We start from the raw sequence: 20,682 nt of genomic DNA on the forward strand, positions 1-20,682 counted from the left end.
ACGTCTTGCCTTATCCGCCGAAGAGCTCGGAAAACTGCTTCTTGTCAGCGTCAGTCTGTTCAAGCACCTTCTGGGTGTCGATGGGCATAATGTTGATCTTGGTGCCTTCCGGCAGCCATGCAGGGCGGCCAACGCCTTCCTTGGCAGGCAGATAGCCCTGTTCAAGCGCAAGCTTCTGACCATCATCGGACAGGATGAAGTCTACAAACTTCTTAGCGCCGTCAACATTCTTGGCAGTCGCCATAATCGCAACTGGTTCAGTTACCGCTGGCACGCCTTCCGACGGGAAGACGAACTCGATTGGCGAACCCTTTGCCTTGGCATTCAATGCCATGAAATCTACCAGAATACCGTAAGGCTTCTCACCACTGGCAACCGATTTCAGCACGGCGCCGTTACCTTTAACGCTCGCAAGTTCATTGGTCTTGAGGCTTTTGAAGTAGTCCCAGCTGAGATCCTTGTTAAGCGCAAAACCACTCAGAAGGTAAGCCGCAGCACCCGAATAAAGCGGGCTTGGCATAACCACCTGCCCCTTATACTCAGTGGTCGCAAGATCAGCCCAATGTTCAGGCTTCTGCGTGGCACCCGTGTTATAGACGATACCAGTGGTAATGAGCTTTGAGCCGAAATAGGTCTTGTCGGCATCATAGCTATCTGCGGCAAAACCATCGACCTTAGCTTCCGGATAGGCAAGAAGACGCTTGTCCTTCTTCAGACCTTCCATCGTCACGGCATCAGCGATGAGAAGAATGTCAGGCTGCGGTGCGCCAGCCGAAAATTCAGCGGCAAGCTTGGTGAGAAGTTCACTCGTGCCCGAACGGAAAATCTGAACATCCGTATCGGGGTTTGCCTTGCGGAAAGCCTCGACGGTCTTTGCTGCGTCTGCTTCGGGCTGCGACGTATAAAGCGTCAGCGTATCGGCCTGAGCGACGGCGATAGAGAGAGCAAGAAGAGCCGGGATGGCACTGGCCCGCTTCAGCATCTTGTTCATGGAGTTGGCTCCTCGAATTTCCGTGTGATTTTCCGCAGTGTGTCCTGCCGCTCCGGCGTGACGGCGCTGCATACGGGCCGAAAGGGCGCAGATACTGTCGTATTGAGAAGCGCGATCATTCCTGTTCATGACTCACCTGTCAAACAAGCTCTAAAACATATGCTTCAAAATCGGAACCGATTTTGAAAAGCAAAATGCCCTCCGGCAGATTTCTACTCTGCAGAAGGGCATCTATCACTTGAATAGATCAATTTCGCCTTCCGCATCACTTCCAACCAGGAGGCGATGCGGATGCCATAACGGGCTTTGGCTTCAATTATATGACAGTGTGAGGCAGCTTCAGATGATTATCCCAGCTGCGTGTGCCACCTGTGCTCCAGCTTCATAATAGGCTTCACGCAAGCTGCGGAAATTCTGTGCCTTCGGATCACTGACGGGCAAAGGCAAATCATCTTCAGAGATGGCGCCGGAAACGAGTTCTGCCAGCAAACGTCCGAATACGGTGCCCGGTGCGATACCGCGACCATTATAACCGGAGAAGCCAACGACATTCCGGTCAAGACGATGGAACTTCGGCAGACTGTCATTGGTCATACCAATCTTGCCATACCACTCAGCTTCAAACTCGACATTGCCAATTTGCGGGAACAAGCGCTTCAATGACTTTTTCGCCCATGCCGTATGAACAGCCGCACCCGTATTGCGCAACGCACCAACGCTACCGAAGACAAGACGGCCCTGCTGATCGAAACGGAAAGACGACAGAACTTCCTTTGTATCCCAGGCGCCCTGACGTTCTGGGAGAATGCTCTTTTTCACATTGTCAGAAAGGGGTTTGGTGGCCATGTTGAAGTAAGGCAGATGTACCAGTTCCGCGCGCACCTCAGCCCACGGCACATTGGTGTAGGCGTTGGTTGCAACCACAACCCAATCCGCTGTCACGGTACCTGTGGCGGTCTTCACGACCCACTTGCCGTTCTGTTCGCTGGCACCGGTTACCGGGCTTGCCGTAAAGATTTGCGCACCTGCGGCGACCGCTGCATGTGCCAAACCGCGCACATAAGCAAGCGGCTGAATTGTTCCGGCCCGCAAATCGAGCAATGAACCAGCATAGGCTTTGGTGCCAACCTTGGCTTCGGTTTCCTTCGCATCGAGCAGCTTCACATTAGCGCCGCGACGCGCCCATTGTTCATGGCGATCTTCAAGCTCCTTAAGCCCGTCCTTGCCAACTGCGCAATGCAAGGTTCCCTGCTTTTCAACTTCGCAGGCGATCCGGTGCTTTTCGATCAGTTCAAAAACCAGCTTCGGCGCATTGCCAAGCACGTCGAGCAGACGGTCGCCATGCTTCTGGCCCAGCACACCCGGCAGATCGTCGGGCATGACCCACATGCCTGCATTGACCAGACCGACATTGCGGCCCGAACCGCCATAACCGATTTCGATCCCTTCCAGCACGATTGCTTTCGTGCCCTTTTCCGCGAGATGCAACGCGGTGGAAAGCCCGGTGAAGCCACCACCGACAATCACCACGTCGGCAGTCAGATCGCCTTTAAGCGTGGTGGTTTCAGGTGCGGCTGGAGCGGTCTTTTCCCAAAGGCCATGAGAGCGTGGATCGTTGAGCATGAACGGCAACCATTTCATATAATGAAAAACAGACGGCAATTACCGCCAAAACTATTTCACGCGCTGGAAGTCTCAAGGACAGCAATATTTACGCAACAGTTCATTCCAGTTCGGAATGAACGAGTGGATCGAGTTTGACGTTTGAACCCCGACTGACACAAATGCTCTTTCAAACGTCAAATTCCAAAAATCCACTAGATTCATATGCTTGCTAGTGGTCTTTTTGATTCCGACATTTGTTTAACGCTTGTATCGAGGATGCAAATGTCGGAATCAGACCACCAAGCCTGAATAATCCGTATTACCGACCTGCCCTGCAATCCACTGACAGAACACCTGGGTCAGTGGGTTTTCGAGTTTACCTTCAGGCACAACGAGATAGTAGTCATTCTCGGTGCGCATCGGCTGCTCGAAAAGCATGACCAGTTCGCCGTCACGCAGTTCCTGCTCAATCAGATAAAGTGGCAGCAAAGCGAAGCCGAGCCCGGCAAGTGCTGCACCAATCACCATGGAAAACTGATCGAAGCGATGGCCGCGATAGGCGGATTTGCCTTCAACGCCACAGCTCTCAAACCATTGCGCCCACATTTTGGGACGCGTTGCCAGATGCAGGAGCGGCTCGTTTTCAAGCTCTTCGGGACTGGCTGGATGACGTGCTTTGAGAAGGCTTGGGCTGGCCACTGGCACAATGACTTCGCTGCAAAGAAAGGTACAGGTCGCGTGCGCCCAAACCGGCTGACCATAATGAATGGCAAGATCGAAGGGCTGCTCTTCAAAATCAAAAACGCCGGAACGTGACGCGACATTGATCGCGATACCGGGATGCTTTTCAATAAAATCCGGAATACGCGGCATCAGCCAGCGCGTACCAAAGGTGGGCAAAGTTGCGACACTGAAAGAGGAGGTCGATTGTGCAGACGCCATGGCGCGCAGCATCGTGTCTTCCGTCTGGTTGAGCAGACGCCGCACTTCCGGCAGGAATTTGCGCCCGGCATCCGACAAGAGAATGCGCTGGCGGATACGTTCAAACAGCAGCACACCAAGCTGGCTTTCGAGATCCTTGATCTGGCGACTGACAGCGCTCTGGGTCAGATTGAGTTCATTGGCCGCTTGCGTGAAACTGCCATGTCGGGCCGCACATTCAAACGCCTGTAGCGTGGCAATGTCAGGGATCAGTCTCCTGCTAAGCTTCATTCCAATCTCGCATTAACATAGTTGCGTTCGTCGCGATCATAACGGCAAAACGGCTGATATGATACATTTTCATCATAATCCCGGCATGTTCCTCCCGCAAATAACATGTCCGTCCCCAAGATGACACAAGTTCTACGGAAGCTTTCGCAATGAACGAGCATAAATTCATTTCGCCAGACGCCATTCGCTCTGCATTCTCAGCAGCGATGTCGGCCATGTATAAGCAAGAAGTGCCCGCCTATGGCACGCTGATGGAGCTCGTCGCCGACGTTAACGCCAAGGTTTTGGCGGATGATACTCATCTGCACGAACGCCTGACGGAAACCGACTCGCTTGAGCGCATTTCCGAAGAGCGTCACGGTGCAATCCGCCTCGGCACCGCTGCCGAACTTTCCATGATGCGCCGCGTTTTCGCTGTCATGGGCATGTTCCCGGTCGGTTATTACGATCTGAGTGCTGCTGGCGTGCCTGTGCATTCAACTGCATTCCGTCCGATTGACGATGCTGCACTCAAGCACAATCCATTCCGTGTTTTTACATCGTTGCTGCGTCTTGATCTGATCTCTGACGAAAAGCTGCGTGCAGAATCGGAAGAGGTTCTTTCCAAGCGTAATATCTTCACGCCGGGCGCAATCGCTCTCGTCGAAAAGGCAGAAGCTGAAGGCGGTCTTAGTGACGCAGACGCCAAGTCTCTCGTCCAGGAAGTTCTGGAAACTTTCCGTTGGCACGATCATGCCAATGTCAGCGCCGATCTTTATCATCGCCTCCACGATGCACATCGCCTGATTGCAGACGTCGTGTCCTTCAAGGGCCCACATATCAACCACCTGACCCCACGCACGCTCGACATCGATGCCGTTCAAAATCAGATGCCAGAACGCGGCATTAATCCGAAAGCCGTGGTTGAGGGCCCACCAACGCGCAAATGTGCGATTCTTCTGCGCCAGACATCTTTCAAGGCGCTGGAAGAAGAAGTCTCGTTCATCGGTGAAGATGGCAAATGGACACCTGGCTCGCACACCGCTCGTTTCGGCGAAATCGAACAGCGCGGCGTAGCGCTCACCCCCAAGGGTCGCGCGCTTTACGACAAACTGCTCAACGACACTCGCGCTATTGCACGTCCTGCACCGGACGGCTCGAACTCAACTGCCTATGTGCAGGCTCTGAGCGATACTTTTGCGGCCTTCCCCGACACCTGGGCCGGCATTCGCGAAGAAGGCCTTGGCTACTTCGCTTACTCGGTCAAGGATGCCGCACGCCTTGCAGCCTTCAGAACAGATACCGATATTGAGACCTTGATCGAAGGCGGCGCAGTCCAGTTCGACCCTATCACCTATGAAGACTTCCTGCCGGTCAGTGCTGCTGGTATCTTCCAGTCCAATCTGGGTGACAACGACGCACAGGATTTTGTGGAAAGCCCGAACCAAAAGCGTTTCGAAGAAGACCTTGGCGCCAAAGTGCTTAATGAGTTCGAGCATTATGGTCGCATCGAGCGCGAATCCATCGAAGCTGTACAGGCTCGCCTGAGTGGCCTTGAAGCAGCAGAATAAAGCATTTCCAGCAAAAGCGCGGCGCGGTTTTGCGTCGGACAATGCGTAAAGATGAACAACTAGAGCAGTATCTGCGATACGCGTTTTAATTTGAACTGCCCTAGTACAAAGAGACCAAGAGGAAAAACATGAACACCGCTGTAAAAAAACTCGACGTGAAGAAAGAAGCCGCAGAGCTGCTTTCGAAGCTCGGCGTTGAAGCCTCGATCTACACGTCGGGTGACCTTGCTGGTTTCAGCCCGGTTTCCGGTGAACAGATTGCTTCGGTCAAGACCCACAGCAAGGAAGATGCAGCCAGGATCATCGACAAGGCTGATGAAGCTTTCCGCGTATGGCGCAATGTTCCGGCACCAAAGCGTGGCGAACTCATTCGCCTGCTCGGTGAAGAACTCCGCGCTTCCAAGGACGATCTGGGCCGTCTCGTTTCGCTCGAAGCTGGCAAGATTCCTTCGGAAGGTCTCGGCGAAGTTCAGGAAATGATCGACATCTGCGATTTCGCAGTTGGTCTGTCGCGTCAGCTCTACGGCCTCACCATCGCAACCGAACGTGCTGGCCATCGCATGATGGAAACCTGGCATCCGCTTGGCGTAGTTGGTGTTATCTCGGCATTCAACTTCCCCGTAGCTGTCTGGGCATGGAACTCTGCTCTCGCCATCGTTTGTGGCAACGCAGTTGTCTGGAAGCCTTCGGAAAAGACCCTGCTCACCGCTATTGCCTGTGACGCAATCTTCAAACGCGCCCTCAAGCGCTTTGGCGATGCGCCGGAAGGTCTTTCAGAAGTTGTCCTCGGCGACCGCACCATTGGCGAAGTTCTCGTTGACAGCCCGAAGGTTCCGGTTCTTTCGGCAACCGGTTCGACCCGTATGGGCCGCGAAGTTGGTCCACGCCTTGCAAAGCGTTTCGCTCGTGCGATCCTCGAACTCGGCGGCAACAATGCAGGCATCGTCTGCCCGTCAGCCGATCTCGACATGGCGCTGCGCGCAATTGCTTTCGGTGCCATGGGTACAGCTGGTCAGCGTTGCACCACCCTGCGCCGTCTGTTCGTGCATGAAAGCGTTTATGACACGCTCGTTCCGCGTTTGCAGAAGGCCTATGCCAGCGTTTCCGTTGGTTCGCCGCTCGAAACCACTGCACTGGTTGGTCCATTGATCGACAAGGCTGCTTTCGACAACATGCAGAAGGCATTGAAAGATGCATCAGCACATGGCGGCAACGTACAGGGCGGCGAACGCGTCGATGCTGGTTACGAAGATGCTTATTATGTGCGTCCAGCTATCGTTGAAATGCCAAAGCAGCAGGGTCCGGTTCTCGAAGAAACCTTCGCGCCAATCCTTTACGTCATGAAGTATTCTGACTTCGACGACGTTCTGGCGAGCCACAATGAAGTTGGCGCTGGCCTGTCCTCGTCGATCTTCACGCTGAACCTGCAAGAAGCAGAGCGCTTCCTTTCGGCTGAAGGTTCGGATTGCGGCATTGCAAACGTCAATATCGGTACTTCGGGTGCTGAAATCGGCGGCGCATTCGGCGGCGAAAAGGAAACCGGTGGCGGTCGTGAATCGGGTTCGGATGCATGGAAGGGCTATATGCGCCGTGCAACCAACACTGTGAACTATTCGAAGGCTCTCCCGCTCGCACAGGGCGTTTCCTTCGATATCGACTAATTGGTCTTATCTCAGATTAAAAGAAAACCCCGCTCCGGCGGGGTTTTTTTGGCTTAATCTTTGAATTGGCACAACGCATCGACCGGTTGAGATTTTTGCAATGACGCGGCGAAAATGGTGCTTTCTCGAGAACCGGAGCGGAGTGTACTTTAAGGTACATGAGCACCGGAAGCGCAGAGAAGCGCCATTTGCAGGCCGTCAGTGCGTAAATATCGACTGGTCGATCACCCCATACGTTCTGATGCGAATGAGCCGGGGCTAGCCGGAAATACAACGGTACGATTGCCATTGAGGAACGAGCGGTGATGAATATGCGCGTGAACAGCGCGCGCCAGAACCTGTGCTTCGACATCGCGTCCGATGGACACATAATCCGCCGCACTCTGCGCATGCGTAACACGCGCAACATCCTGCTCAATGATCGGGCCTTCATCAAGATCAGCGGTCACGTAATGCGCGGTAGCGCCGATCAGCTTCACGCCGCGCTCATAGGCTTGCTTGTAAGGGTTCGCACCCTTGAAGGACGGCAGGAACGAGTGATGGATATTGATGATGCGGCCCGACATTTTCTGGCAAAGCGGATCTGACAAAACCTGCATGTAACGCGCAAGAACAACCAGCTCTGTTTCGGTCTCATTGACTATATCAAGAAGGCGCTGTTCGGCTTCGGGCTTGTTGGCTTTGGTGACAGCCACGTGGTGGAAGGGAATGTCGTGATTCACGACGACCTTCTGGTAATCGAAATGGTTCGACACAACACCGACGATATCAATTGGCAGCGCCCCGATCTTCCAGCGATAAAGAAGATCGTTGAGGCAATGGCCAAAACGCGACACCATGAGCAGCGTCTTTGTGCGATGTGCATTGTCATGGAAATCAAAATTCATCTCGAAAGGAGCGGCGATCGGCGTAAAGCCGTCGCGCAATGCCTCAAGCGGCACACCTTCCTCAGAAATGAAGCTGACGCGCATGAAGAAGCGACCTGTGTCCAAATCGTCAAACTGAGCACTGTCGACGATGTTGCAACCCTTGCCCGACAAATAACCGGAAATAGCGGCAACGATACCGCGCGTGGATCTACAGGTGACGGTCAGGACAAAGTTATGCATCGGACTTCCTCAAAAGCATTTCCAGCAAAAGTACGGAGCGAATGCGCCGGACAGTGCGTAAAACTAAATGATAGAGTGGTTCTTATGATTTCGTTCAACCGAAACTACTCTATCGTGCAGGCACAACCACATCGTGATTTCTACTGCACGACGCAGCACAAGCCATGCCAGAATGCGTAATGCACTGACCGGATTGCGCTATCAAGTCGATAATGCGTCACGATGAAGAGATCGATGGAAAGATACTGGAAAGTGTGAACCGCCGATTGAGAACCATCAAACGGTGGACGTTACCTTGGCAAGATTACGCGGCTTGTCCGGGTCGAACCCCTTGCGACGCGTTACAGCTTCGATGATGCGGTAATAGTTGATAAGCGAGACCAGCGGATCGAGATGCCCATTGCCCGTACTGGCCGATGGTATGCGATAACCAGGAACCTCAGCATTGCCGAATGATACAAGACTGGCACCAAACGAGCCGAGCCGGTTGAGTGCTTCAAGGCTTGTTTTCAATGCCTCGTCCTGCGGGATAAAAGAGAGGATCGGAAAGCCATCTTCCACCAGACGCATCGGGCCATGCATCAGTTCGGCAAGCGAAAAAGCTTCTGCATGGATGTTCGCAGTTTCCTTGGCTTTCAGCGCCGCTTCAAGCGAAATAGCATAGGCCGTGCCACGTCCGCCTGTGAACAGCGACCGGGCATCGAAAAGCAGATCTTCGACTATCTCACGACCTTCGGGCTTTGTCGCAGCGAGAGCTTCTGGCAAGCGACCCAATCCGGCCTGTAAGCCTTTGTCCTCGCTTGCCACAGCAACAACCCCGGACAGAGCGGCCACCGACGCGATGAAAGACTTGGTTGCCGCAACGCTTTTTTCTTCGCCAGCATGAAGTGCCAGAACAATATCGGCAGATTTTGCCAGCGGACTATCCGTGACATTCACCACGGCGACAGTTGTTGCACCGCCCCGCTTTGCCGCTTCCTGCACGGCGATAATGTCGGGACTTGCGCCTGATTGCGATACAGTGAAGTGCAGGCCACCGTTCAGTTTCAACTCTGCGCCATAGACAGAAGCAACGGACGGGCCGATGGATGCAACAGGAATACCCGTCGCAATTTCCATCAGATACTTGAAAAATGTAGCTGCATGATCGGAAGAACCACGCGCAGCAGTGGTTATGACGGCTGGTGACTTCTCAAACAGTCGCCCAATCTCAGAAAATGTTCCAGCCTCGGCTTCAAGAAGTTTAGCCACAACACCTGGTGACTGTTCAGTTTCTTTCAGCATAAGGGATGGAGCAGTTTGCATGATCATTCTCCAAAACAAGTAAAGGCCCGCTTTAAGCGGGCCTTCTTCATATCAATGTTGTGGCTGCGGCTCCACCGCTGTTTCGGTGTGTTCCGCGTCAGGTTCCTTAATGCGGAACCATGCCACATAGAGCGCTGGCAGGAACAGAAGCGTAATTGCTGTACCGGCAATGATGCCGCCCATCATGGCATAGGCCATCGGTCCCCAGAACACTTCGCGCGCAATAGGGATCAGTGCCAGACTTGCGGCCGCTGCTGTCAGCGCAATCGGCCGCATACGGTGCTGACTGGCCATCACCACAGCGTCCCAGGGATGAATGCCATCGGTTATATGCTCCTCGACCTGCACGATCAGAATGACCGAGTTACGGATGAGAATACCGATGAGTGCCAACACCCCAAGTATCGCCACGAAGCCAAGCGGCTTGCCACTCGGAAGCAGTGCCGCGACCACACCAATCAAACCCAGCGGAGCGACTGCCACCACGAGGAACAAACGCTGGAAGCTCTGCAATTGCAGCATCAGCACCGTTGCCATCACGAACAGCATCAGTGGCACCACGGCTACAATCGGTCCCTGGCTCTTACCGCTTTCCTCAACCGTGCCAGCTGTGGCAATGGAATAGCCTGCAGGGTGCTTGTCAACGAACGCTTTCACCGAAGGTTCCAGCTCCTTAACGATCGTATCGGGCATCGTTTTATCAACAATACCAGCAGCAACAGTTATGGTTGGAATGCGTGAACGACGATAGATCACCGGCTGTTCAAGCTCGTAGCGGAAATTGGCAATCGCTGCGAGTGGGACCGAGCTACCGTTACCCGTCGCAATCTGCAGGCTTTGCAACGTGTCAATGGAATCGCGTTCATGCTTCTGGGCGCGAACAATTACATCGATGAGATAGATCGAATCCCGAACCTGCGTGATGCTGATGCCACCGACCACACCATTCAATGTCGTGGCAATATCCTTTGAGGAAATGCCCAGCTTACGCGCCTTATCCTGCATCACGTCGACACGGATAACACGTCCCGGTTCATTCCAGTTGTAGTTGACGACGCCAAGCCGCTTATCCGCACTCATGATGCCCGCAAAATCCTGCGTAATGCCACGCAGTTTCTGAATATCAGGGCCTGAGATGCGATACTGAACCGGGCGCCCGACCGGCGGTCCGAGTTCAAGGAATTTCACATAAACGTCGGTACCGACATAATCCTTGCGGAAGACGTCATCAAATTTGGCTTTCAGGCGATCGCGCGCTTCCACATCCTTGGCCACAACCACCATCTGTCCGAAATACGGATTGGCTGGCTGCACATCGAAAGACAGAATGAAACGGATCGCGCTTTGGCCGACATAGGTGCTCCAATGCTCGATATCTGGATTGCCCTTGAGCATTGTCTGTTCAAAACGCTCCATCTGTGCCTTGGTATCGGCAATGGAACTGTTTTGCGGCAGGGTCCAGTCGATCACCAGTTCTGGACGATCGGACTGAGGGAAGAACTGACGTTCGATGAAGCCCATGCCGAAAACCGAGACGACAAACAGAGCGATTGTCGTGATAATAGTGATCCACTTATGGCGCATCGCCAAAAGAAGGGTCCTCGCAAAGGCTTGAAAAAAGCGACTGCGCTTTTCCTCGTGATGCTTCATTTTCTTGGGAAGAAGTGTCACACCGAGAAGCGGTGCAAACAACACGGCCACAATCCATGAAACGATCAGAGAAACCGCAATCACGACAAAAAGCGTGAACGTATATTCGCCCGCCTGACTGGTATTGAGGCCAATCGGAATGAAGCCCGCGATGGTCACCAGCGTACCCGTCAACATCGGAAAAGCCGTGTGCGAATAAACATAGGTCGCGGCTTTGTTGATGGGGTCGCCCTGCTCCAATCGCGCGACCATCATTTCCACCGCAATCATCGCATCATCGACCAGAAGCCCCAACGCGATAATGAGTGCACCGAGTGACACACGTTGCAGCGAAATATCCATCAAAGACATGGCAAGGAAAGTGATTGCCAGCACCAGCGGGATCGACAGCGACACCACAAAGCCTGCCCGCAAGCCAAGACTGATGAAGCTGACAGCCAGAACGATCACAACCGCTTCAAAGAGTGCCTTCGTAAACCCTGAAACCGCGTCTTGAACGACTTCAGGCTGATCGGCAACCTTCGAGACATTGATACCAACCGGCAGTTCCGCCTTCACCTGTTCCATCAGCGTATCGAGCTTCTCGCCGAACTCAAGCAGATTGCCGTTCGGCTTCATACCGATGCCAAGACCAATCGCATCCTGACCATTGACCCGGAAAATCGATGATGGTGGATCAACATAACCGCGCGTGATTGTTGCGACATCGGACAAGCGGAAGAAGCGATCATTTACACGCAGATTGACCGCACGCAGATCGGCTTCCGAGTTGAACTGACCGCTCACACGAACGCTGATCCGCTCAGGACCGGCCTGCACAACGCCTGATGGCGTGATGGCGTTCTGATCCTGCAACGCCTTCAGGATGGCCTGCTGGTCAAGGCCGAGTGCCGCCACCTGCCGTGTCGAGAACTCAAGATAGATTGCCTCGTCCTGCGCCCCGATGAGTTCAACCTTACCCGCATTGGGGATGGTCAGAATTTTTGTGCGCACGTCCTCGGCATAATCACGCAGCTGCCGCATCGACAGCCCATCCGCAGTGAACGCAAAGATATTGCCAAAAACATCGCCAAACTTGTCGTTATAATAAGGACCATAAACGCCTTCCGGCATGTTTGGCTTGATGTCATCGAGCATATGACGCACTTCAGACCAGGCTTTTGTGACCTGTTCCTTGCGAACCGTATCCTTCAAAAACACAAATACGACCGACTTGCCCGCTGTGGTTACACTGCGCGTATAGTCCAGAGTATCGAGCTCTTCGAGCTTCTTTTCGATCCGGTCTGTGACCTGATTCATCGTCTCATCAATGGATGCGCCCGGCCAGTTAGCCTGAACGACCATTGTTTTCACGGTAAATTCCGGATCCTCGGCACGGCCAAGGTCGAGATAGGAAACAAGCCCTGCGACCAGAAAAACAAGCATGAAATACCAGACAAGCGACCGGTGGTTCAAAGCCCAATCGGAAAGATTAAAACCTTTTTTCATAGGCTGCTTCCCTTTGCATCCAGACGGACTTTTTGCCCTTGCTTGAGCTCGTTTACTCCGGCAATCGCCACATAGCTGCCAACTTCAACATTATCGGCAATAAAATTTTCGCTGCGACGTTCGACAACCTGAATGTCATGGAGGCTTACAATTTGTGCTTTGGGATCAATGACCCAGATTTGGGTTTTGCCATCTTTTTCGAGCAAAGCCTGTATCGGCAAAAGCACATGATCTTTTTCCGCTCTTGCAAGCCCCGCCCTGATGGTCGCACCAAGTCGGAAACCTTCCGGCGGGTTCTCAAGAGCAATCCGAACACGACGTGTGCGGGTCTGAGCATCTGCCTGCGGCGCAACCTCACGCACGGTCCCCTGCCCGGTCACGGTAGGATCAGCTTGCAGTTGGACATTAAACGGCGTTCCGGCCACAAAATATTCTGTCATACTGTCCGGGATATCGAGAACAGCTTCACGAATGTCGGGTCTTGCAACCGTCATAACCGCCTGCCCGGCGGCGACCACCTGGCCGACTTCGGCATTGGTTGCGGAAATGACACCGTCAAAATCCGGGCTCAATACAGCATAGCCGCGCTGATCTTCGGCTTTCCGCAAACCAGCCTGTGCCTTTTCAAGCCCGGCCTGAGCGCTGTCACGCGCCTGTTTTGCAGCATCATAATCGGCCTGCGAGATATTGTTGCCTTTAAGCAGGATGTGCAGACGCTCTTCACTGGCGGCGGCATTGGCATATTGTGCTTCGGCACTCGAAAGGTCAGCCTTTGCGGACTGCACCGCAAGATCGAGCGTGGAAGGGTCGAGCATCGCAACCATTTCGTCTTTCTTGACGAGATCACCCACGATAACCGGGCGCGCAATGATGCGTCCCAGCACACGAAAGGCGAGATCCGTCGAATATCGCGGTTCTATTGTTCCGGCAAAACTGGTTTGGGTTGCGGGTCTGGGGGTTGCAATCGTGTAAAGCACCGGGCGAATTGTTTCGACTTCGGATGATTTGTCATCATCCTTTCCACACGCCGCAAGTGTGACGAGCGAACCAGCAAGAGCGAGGCAGCTCAAGAGCTTCATGGTCGGTTTCATTGTGCGCCCGCTCCTTCAGCACCTTGTACAATCTCGGTCTGAGCACCTGAACGAAGCATTTGTGCACCTTTGGTAACGATGAGCTCACCGACACCAAGGCCGGACGCAACAATGACTCGCTCTTTTTCATAGGCCAGCACCTTGACTGGCACGAGCGTCGCCACCTGCGTATCTTTTGCCACTCTCCAGACAGCAGTACGACCGGAATCGGACGTCATGGCGCTCCAGGGCAAGATCACAACTTGCTGATTTTCCATATGGACCGTACCGGTTATCGTCGCCCCAAGCGCCATCTGCGCGGGTGTATTGGCAATGCCAACTTTGACTCGCACTGTGCCAGTCTGTGCATCAACCACCGGCGAAATTTCTCGAATTTTGCCTTCTGACTGGATCGTTTCATCCGACAGCAAAGCCAAGGTGACGTCCATGCCAATTTTGGCATAATTTACGAGCGTTTCCTGCACGTCGAAGATTGCATCACGCGGGCCATCTTCTGCGATAGCGAAGGCTGTCTGCGCTGCCTGCACAACCTGCCCGGTTTCAATATTGCGGGCCGTCAGCACACCGGAAACCGGCGCATGAAGCTCCGTGTAGGAAAGCTCGTCACGCGCATTGCCAAGCTGGCTTTCGGCATTCATCAACGTGCTTTGCGCTGTACGCAACACCTGCTCGGACTGGTCATATTGAGAACGTGTGGTGAAACCTTGCGCAAGCAGGGCTTTCTGACGTTTGAAACTCGCTTCTGCCTGCACAAGCTGGGCCTGAGCCGCATCCTTGGATGCCTGTGCCACACGCATATTGGACTGCTGCTCTGCATTGTCGATCCGCGCGAGGATGGCACCCTTATCCACATGTTGACCGATTTCGACCATACGCTCGACAACCTGTCCATTGACGCGGAATGATACATTGACCAGCGAGCGGGCTGCAATTGCACCCGATAGCGTCAGCTTTGGCTGATAGTCGATCAACTTGCTTTCTGTCACGGCCACAGCAACAACACCGCTCGTTTCAGAATGCGCATTTAACCCGGAAGCCAGGATCGCTGTCGTAACGACGAGAACGCCCGCAACCGCTTGAAGCGCACCATGTGCAGCTTTCACAAGAGGATAAAGTTTTGTGGCCATTTAAACGATTCTCGCTTGTTTCCTGGAGTGCACAATGCAACCAAAAGAATGCTGAGAAAAGCATGCTTTAAAAACATCATTAATCATCATATTCGCATATAAAAATGCGTCTCTCAAAAGAGGTTTTAAGAGAACGCAGAGAACTAAATAATAAATCAAAATAAACTACAGTTGTATTTCTTCAATAAGCCGATTGCCCGTTCTGTTCAGCTCATAACGTGTGCGTTGCGTTCGTTCATCACGCTGTCGAACGTCGATATAACCTCCATCGGCGCTAAGTGCTACAACCTCACGCAACACAAGAGCGTGAGCTACTCCAAGTATTCGTGAAAAACTGCGGCTATCCGATGCTATATCAAGCGCGAGCGCAGCAACAATACCAGCGCCCAGCCGCGAAATCTTGCCCGATGCAGCCTCAATGGCATCCACCATTGCCATATATTCGGCTTCTTCCATTAAGCGCTCACCGTCTGCAAAGGACGGAAGGAAACAATTACTGATTTTGATGTTGGGGTGTCGCTCTCGTCGCCAGCACTACCGAGCGGCACCAGCACATTCATCTCCGGATAGTAGCCGGCAATACATCCTCGCGGTATATCATACGGAACAAAGCGGAAGTCGCGTGCAATCCGCTCAACACCGTCTTTAAAGTCGCCAACAATATCGGCACGATCGCCAGCTTCGACACCGATGTCCGACATATCGGCGGGGTTCATAAAAACAACCTGTCGCTCGCCATAAATACCCCGATAGCGGTCATCCATGCCATAAATTGTCGTGTTGTACTGATCGTGACTGCGGAAAGTCTGCAAGACATAGTGTCCCGGCTTCTCACGCGCCTGCTGATGCTCGACAGCCTCCGGCATCGCACCGCTCCAGAAGTTCGCTTTACCGTTTGGCGTCACCCATTCCAGTTCCCGCGCTGCATTGCGCAAATGGAATCCACGCGGTACCCGAACACGCACATTAAAATCGTAGAAGCCGGGCAAGACGCGCGCCATGTGATCGCGGATCAGATCGTAATCATCGGCAAGCTCCAGCCAATCGACCGGCTTTGGACCCAATGTTGCATTCGCCATACCGGCAACGATCGCAACTTCCGAGCGAAGTAGCGCCGAAGCGGGGTGATTGATGCCACCCGATCCATGAACCATGCTCATGGAATCCTCGACCGTTACAATCTGCGCAACACCTATGGAATTAAGATCAATCTCTGTACGCCCCAGACATGGAAGAATGAACGAATCCTGTCCCGGCAAAAGATGCGAGTGGTTGAGCTTCGTAGCAATGTGAACGGTCAGTCTCTGGCTTGAAAGTGCCTTGATAATCATCGGACTGTCAGGCGTTGCACGCGCGAAGTTTCCGCCCAGCGCGATGAAAGCTTTCGCCGATCCGTCGAGCATCGCGCCAATTGCGCCAAGCACATTGTGGCCCGGTTCGCGCGGTGCTTTAAAGCCGAATTCCTTTTCCAGTGCATCAAGAAACGCTGCGGAAGGGCGTTCATTGATACCCACAGTACGATCGCCTTGCACATTGGAATGGCCGCGAACCGGACACAGACCGGCTCCCGGCTTTCCAATGTTGCCGCGTAGCAGCATAAAATTGGTAATCTCACGAATCGTGATTACCGAGTGACGATGCTGCGTAATGCCCATGGCCCAGGTACAAATGACCTTGCCGGCCTGCATGTAAATACGCGCAGCATGCTCCAACGACTGGCGCAAAAGGCCCGACTGGTCCTCAATATCTTCCCACGATGTCGCATCAACAGCGGTCCGATAGGCTTCAAGTTCTGCCGTGTGCTCCGCTAAAAATGCTCGATCGAGAACGGAAGGCTCTCCGGCGGCAAGAGCGGCATCATCAGCCGCAAAAACCGCTTTGGCCATGCCACGAAATGCGGCAAGGTCGCCCCCCAGACGTGGTTGATAATAATCGCTGGCGATAGCTTCGCTGCCGCCATGCATCATTTCAAGCTTGTCTTGGGGATCAGCAAAACGCTCCAGCCCACGCTCCCGGACCGGATTGAAAACAACAATACGGGCACCGCGCTCAGCAGCGCGGCGCAGATCACCAAGCATGCGGGGATGATTTGTACCGGGATTCTGCCCAACCACAAAAATCGCGTCAGCCTGTTCGAAATCCTCAAGCAGAACTGTGCCTTTACCCACCCCTACCGATTGACTGAGTGCCACACCGCTGGCCTCATGGCACATGTTCGAGCAGTCAGGAAAATTGTTCGTGCCATAAGCACGTACGAAAAGCTGATAAAGAAATGCCGCCTCATTAGACGCGCGACCCGATGTGTAAAATTCCACACGATCCGGCGTATCAAAGCTATTCAATATGTCGCCAATAGCCGCAAAAGCTTCATCCCATTCAACCGCTTCATACTTGTCGGTTGCTGGATTGTAGCGCATCGGATGCGTCAGGCGTCCGGTATTCTCAAGCGTATAATCGGTCCATGATTGCAGTTCGGAAACTGTATGTTCGGTGAAAAATTTCGGCGTTGTGCGTCTGTCGGTTGCTTCCCAGGCCACCGCTTTCACACCGTTTTCGCAAAACTCGAACGACGAACCATGCTCCGGATCACCCCATGCGCAACCCGGGCAATCGAACCCGTCGGGCTGGTTAGCCTTGAGAAGAGCGCGTGCACCCGTAAGCGGCGCCCCGCTGGCAAGCAATTGCTTGCCACAGCTCTTCAATGCACCCCAGCCACCTGCGGCGCTTGATCGCTTGCCAATGAACTTGGTTCCCGCAGCTTTGCTCATGTCATCATCCTCAATCGCATAGCTTTTCACACTCAACGAGTATCTCATAACCATGCAACATTTTTCACTCTTTCAACGACCACAATGCGCCAAAAATAGCCAATCATTGTCGCAAAGGTCTCTTTGCTCGTTCTGACAGGACATCAAAATTCCAATCATACAACGCGTCTGATAGCCCAGAAAACTAATCTGGTAGTATAGTGGAATTAAGCAAGCCATCAAATAGTGCGCTCCCCAAAAAGTGTGCAACGAGTTCAGGGCGAAACTGTGCATCAGAATAAAACATTGGAGTGATTGCGGTTGCGCTGATGGTTCGCACTTGATTTCAGGCGCGCAATCCTTCATGCGATTGGTAAAGAAAACTGACCACAAGGGGTGGGAGAATGCCCAACATCGTTGAGATCGCCGATCTAAAGCGGCTTGCACAGCGCCGTGTCCCGAAAATGTTCTTCGATTATGCAGATTCCGGCGCATGGACTGAGTCTACTTATCGCGCAAACGAGGCTGATTTCGCAAAGATCAAGTTGCGTCAACGCGTGCTGGTCGACATGACCAATCGCTCGCTTGAAACAACAATGATCGGCGAAAAGGTAGCTATGCCTGTCGCCCTCGCCCCAACTGGCCTCACCGGCATGCAACACGCAGACGGTGAAATGCTCGCAGCGCAGGCTGCTGAAGCCTTCGGCGTTCCTTTCACACTTTCCACGATGAGCATTTGCTCCATCGAAGATGTGGCATCGGTGACCAGGAAGCCATTCTGGTTCCAGCTCTATGTGATGAAAGACCGCGAGTTCGTGAAGAACCTGATCAGCCGCGCCAAGGCTGCCGGTTGTTCCGCATTGGTCCTCACGCTTGACCTTCAGATTCTCGGCCAGCGCCACAAAGATTTGCGCAATGGGCTGTCCGCTCCGCCAAAGTTCACACCAAAGCACATCTGGCAGATGGCAACCCGTCCCGGCTGGTGCATGGGTATGCTTGGCACGCAGCGCCGTACATTCCGCAACATTGCAGGCCACGCCAAGAATGTGGCCGACCTCTCTTCGCTCGCTTCATGGACTGCGGAACAGTTTGATCCGCAGCTCAACTGGAGCGATGTCGCATGGATCAAAGAGCAATGGGGTGGCAAGCTTATTCTCAAGGGCATACTCGATGTTGAAGATGCCCAGATGGCAGCGAAGACCGGCGCCGATGCGATTATCGTATCCAACCATGGCGGCCGTCAGCTTGATGGTGCAGTCTCCTCGATTTCGATGCTCAAGCCAATTGTTGACGCCGTGGGCGACAAGATCGAAGTCCACATGGACGGTGGTGTCCGCTCAGGTCAGGATGTACTGAAAGCCCGTGCACTTGGGGCACAGGGTGTCTTCATCGGCCGTCCATTCCTTTATGGTCTGGGTGCCATGGGCAAGGAAGGCGTGACGCTGGCGTTGGAAATCATCCGCAAAGAACTTGATATCACCATGGCGCTTTGCGGCAAGCGTAACATTAACGATATTGACCAGTCGGTTATTCACTCGGTCGATTTCAAGTAAAAAGTGTAAAACCCGGCTCAGTCCGGGTTTTACAGCGCCTATATATTAGTTTGCATGCATATAATACTACTGTAAGTTTAGTGCTAGCTAATAAGAAGTAACGATAGTTTAAGCATATTCATTTACCTTCTTTAGCCAACGGTTCGGGAACCGTGATTATTTTCGGTTGGAGTTGGGTAGATGAAATATGTTTCCGCGATAGCGCTCTTAGCATGTGGGGTGCTAATCGGTGCGAATGGAGCGCACGCAGCTGACATCATTTTTGAGGAGCCGGTCGCAATAGCGCCTGTCCCTGTTGCCTCCGGCTGGTATATTCGCGGCGATATCGGCTATAATTTCAAGAACAATACTGATGGTGACTGGGCCTTCTGGAACCAGTTTGATCCACCTTATCGTGGCATCGATGACACTTTGCGGTATGACGGTTTCAAGCTTAAAGGCGGCGCATCTTATGGCGTGGGTGTCGGCTATCGTTTCAACGAGATGTTCCGCACAGATGCAACGCTGGACTTTTTCCGTGCTGGCATCAAGGGTAAAACCGATTGCCCAAGCTATGTAAAAGCCGCCAAGGGCTTCAACCTTATTGAAGACAATTGCCATTATGAAGATTCCTCGACTGCAAACGTCTGGACCGCAATGGCAAACGCCTATGTCGATCTGCCAAAGGTTGGAATGGTCACGCCATATCTCGGAGCCGGTCTTGGTGCCGCTTTCGTAAACTATGACACGTTCAAATCTCACGAAGTCTGCGCTGGTTGCACCTATTCGAGCGAGAAAGAAGGCCTCGACAGCTGGCGTTTTGCCATGGCGTTGATGGCTGGTGTGAGCTACGATTTGACCGATCAGCTCAAGCTTGATCTTGGTTATCGCTATCTGCGTGTGAACGGCGGAAAAGCCTATGGTTACGATGCCGCAGACCGCAGCACGAACCCGTTTGGCAATGTTGAAGGTCCAGGCGCGACTGGAACACAAGCCAAAGACAATGGATTTAATATTCACACAGTCCGGGCAGGTCTCCGCTACGAATTCCGTTAAGAAACAGCCCAGTTACTTAAAACAAAAGCCCGGCAGTTTGCCGGGCTTTTTTATGTGCGTGAGGGCGGTGTTTTCGACAGAAGCACTGTGCGAATTGCAAAGCTCGAATGAATACGCGCTACTCCTGGCAGACGCGACAATATTTCCTTGTGAATGATTTCATAAGACGCCGCGTTCTCGGCTTCAACTCGCAGAATATAATCGGCATCGCCTGTCATCAGGTAACATTCCTGCACTTCTGGATGACGGCGCACAGCCTCTTCAAAGCGATTGAGATATTCTTCAGTCTGTCGATCCAGCGTGATACGGACAATCGCTACAAGTCGTTCATCACCACCTGAAGAACCAACAATCGCGGTATATCCGCGAATGACGCCACTCTCCTCCAATATCTGCACACGGCGCAGACATGCCGATTGCGACAAGCCAACCTCCGCTGCAAGCTGGCTATTGGTCATGCGTCCTTCCCGACGAAGGCAGCGGATTATATTGCGGTCGATGTTATCAAGTGCGGACATGCAGATTCTTCAACCAAATAGCTAATAGATGCGCAGCATG

At 53.2% G+C, this 20,682-nt stretch carries 15 protein-coding genes; 4 read left to right on the forward strand and 11 right to left on the reverse strand.

All coding sequences use genetic code 11. The annotated features are described in order from the left end of the window. Window positions 1-10 precede the first annotated feature (10 nt). The 3 genes from CEV32_RS14555 to CEV32_RS14565 all read right to left on the reverse strand — a co-directional run bounded on the left by CEV32_RS14555 (window position 11) and on the right by CEV32_RS14565 (window position 3,808). Window positions 11-991: an ABC transporter substrate-binding protein gene (locus CEV32_RS14555; RefSeq protein ID WP_094577805.1), complete on the reverse strand. Its 981-nt coding sequence runs from the start codon at window positions 989-991 to the stop codon at window positions 11-13. A 339-nt stretch (window positions 992-1,330) separates the two neighbouring features. Then, on the reverse strand, window positions 1,331-2,614 hold the full coding sequence (locus CEV32_RS14560) for an NAD(P)/FAD-dependent oxidoreductase (protein WP_094577806.1): 1,284 nt from the start codon (window positions 2,612-2,614) through the stop codon (window positions 1,331-1,333). A gap of 273 nt (window positions 2,615-2,887) precedes the next feature. Beyond that, window positions 2,888-3,808: a LysR family transcriptional regulator gene (locus tag CEV32_RS14565; protein WP_094577807.1), complete on the reverse strand. Its 921-nt coding sequence runs from the start codon at window positions 3,806-3,808 to the stop codon at window positions 2,888-2,890. Between the two features lie 149 nt (window positions 3,809-3,957). Between CEV32_RS14565 and hglS the strand changes: the two genes are divergently transcribed. Beyond that, window positions 3,958-5,358 carry a 2-oxoadipate dioxygenase/decarboxylase HglS gene (hglS, locus tag CEV32_RS14570; RefSeq protein WP_094577808.1) on the forward strand — a complete coding sequence of 467 codons (1,401 nt, stop codon included), beginning with the start codon at window positions 3,958-3,960 and terminating at the stop codon, window positions 5,356-5,358. Between the two features lie 128 nt (window positions 5,359-5,486). Continuing rightward, window positions 5,487-7,019 (forward strand): L-piperidine-6-carboxylate dehydrogenase, encoded by a 1,533-nt coding sequence (gene amaB / locus CEV32_RS14575; RefSeq protein WP_094577809.1) that lies wholly within the window; start codon window positions 5,487-5,489, stop codon window positions 7,017-7,019. Window positions 7,020-7,243: 224 nt separating this feature from the next. Here the strand turns inward: amaB and purU are convergent, their stop codons facing one another. The 7 genes from purU to CEV32_RS14610 all read right to left on the reverse strand — a co-directional run bounded on the left by purU (window position 7,244) and on the right by CEV32_RS14610 (window position 17,557). Further along, window positions 7,244-8,128 carry a formyltetrahydrofolate deformylase gene (gene purU, locus CEV32_RS14580; protein WP_094577810.1) on the reverse strand — a complete coding sequence of 295 codons (885 nt, stop codon included), beginning with the start codon at window positions 8,126-8,128 and terminating at the stop codon, window positions 7,244-7,246. A gap of 276 nt (window positions 8,129-8,404) precedes the next feature. Then, on the reverse strand, window positions 8,405-9,433 hold the full coding sequence (locus CEV32_RS14585) for an SIS domain-containing protein (protein ID WP_094577811.1): 1,029 nt from the start codon (window positions 9,431-9,433) through the stop codon (window positions 8,405-8,407). Between the two features lie 51 nt (window positions 9,434-9,484). Beyond that, a complete protein-coding gene (locus CEV32_RS14590) occupies window positions 9,485-12,571 on the reverse strand; it encodes an efflux RND transporter permease subunit (RefSeq protein WP_094577812.1) in 3,087 nt (1,028 codons plus the stop codon). Beyond that, the gene (locus CEV32_RS14595) at window positions 12,568-13,662 is read right to left on the reverse strand and encodes an efflux RND transporter periplasmic adaptor subunit (RefSeq protein WP_094577813.1); all 1,095 of its coding nucleotides are present in this window, start codon (window positions 13,660-13,662) and stop codon (window positions 12,568-12,570) included. The genes CEV32_RS14590 and CEV32_RS14595 overlap by 4 nt, the downstream gene beginning before the upstream one ends. Next, window positions 13,659-14,789 (reverse strand): efflux RND transporter periplasmic adaptor subunit, encoded by a 1,131-nt coding sequence (locus CEV32_RS14600; protein WP_094577814.1) that lies wholly within the window; start codon window positions 14,787-14,789, stop codon window positions 13,659-13,661. The genes CEV32_RS14595 and CEV32_RS14600 overlap by 4 nt, the downstream gene beginning before the upstream one ends. A 165-nt stretch (window positions 14,790-14,954) precedes the next feature. Then, window positions 14,955-15,245, reverse strand: a complete 291-nt coding sequence (locus tag CEV32_RS14605; protein ID WP_094577815.1) for a hypothetical protein — start codon at window positions 15,243-15,245, stop codon at window positions 14,955-14,957. After that, window positions 15,245-17,557 carry an FdhF/YdeP family oxidoreductase gene (locus CEV32_RS14610; RefSeq protein ID WP_094577900.1) on the reverse strand — a complete coding sequence of 771 codons (2,313 nt, stop codon included), beginning with the start codon at window positions 17,555-17,557 and terminating at the stop codon, window positions 15,245-15,247. The genes CEV32_RS14605 and CEV32_RS14610 overlap by 1 nt, the downstream gene beginning before the upstream one ends. Window positions 17,558-17,940: 383 nt before the next feature. On the opposite strand from CEV32_RS14610, the gene CEV32_RS14615 reads away from it, so the two are divergent. Both CEV32_RS14615 and CEV32_RS14620 read left to right on the forward strand, forming a co-directional pair. Continuing rightward, window positions 17,941-19,089: an alpha-hydroxy acid oxidase gene (locus tag CEV32_RS14615; protein ID WP_094577816.1), complete on the forward strand. Its 1,149-nt coding sequence runs from the start codon at window positions 17,941-17,943 to the stop codon at window positions 19,087-19,089. Window positions 19,090-19,269: 180 nt separating this feature from the next. After that, window positions 19,270-20,124: an outer membrane protein gene (locus CEV32_RS14620; RefSeq protein ID WP_094577817.1), complete on the forward strand. Its 855-nt coding sequence runs from the start codon at window positions 19,270-19,272 to the stop codon at window positions 20,122-20,124. 50 nt (window positions 20,125-20,174) lie between these two features. Here CEV32_RS14620 and CEV32_RS14625 read toward each other — a convergent pair whose 3' ends face one another. Next, entirely contained in the window at window positions 20,175-20,642 is a 468-nt protein-coding gene (locus CEV32_RS14625) for an Lrp/AsnC family transcriptional regulator (protein WP_094577818.1), read from the reverse strand. Between the last annotated feature and the right edge of the window lie 40 nt (window positions 20,643-20,682).

This window comes from Brucella rhizosphaerae, from assembly GCF_002252475.1.
Taxonomy (GTDB): domain Bacteria; phylum Pseudomonadota; class Alphaproteobacteria; order Rhizobiales; family Rhizobiaceae; genus Brucella; species Brucella rhizosphaerae.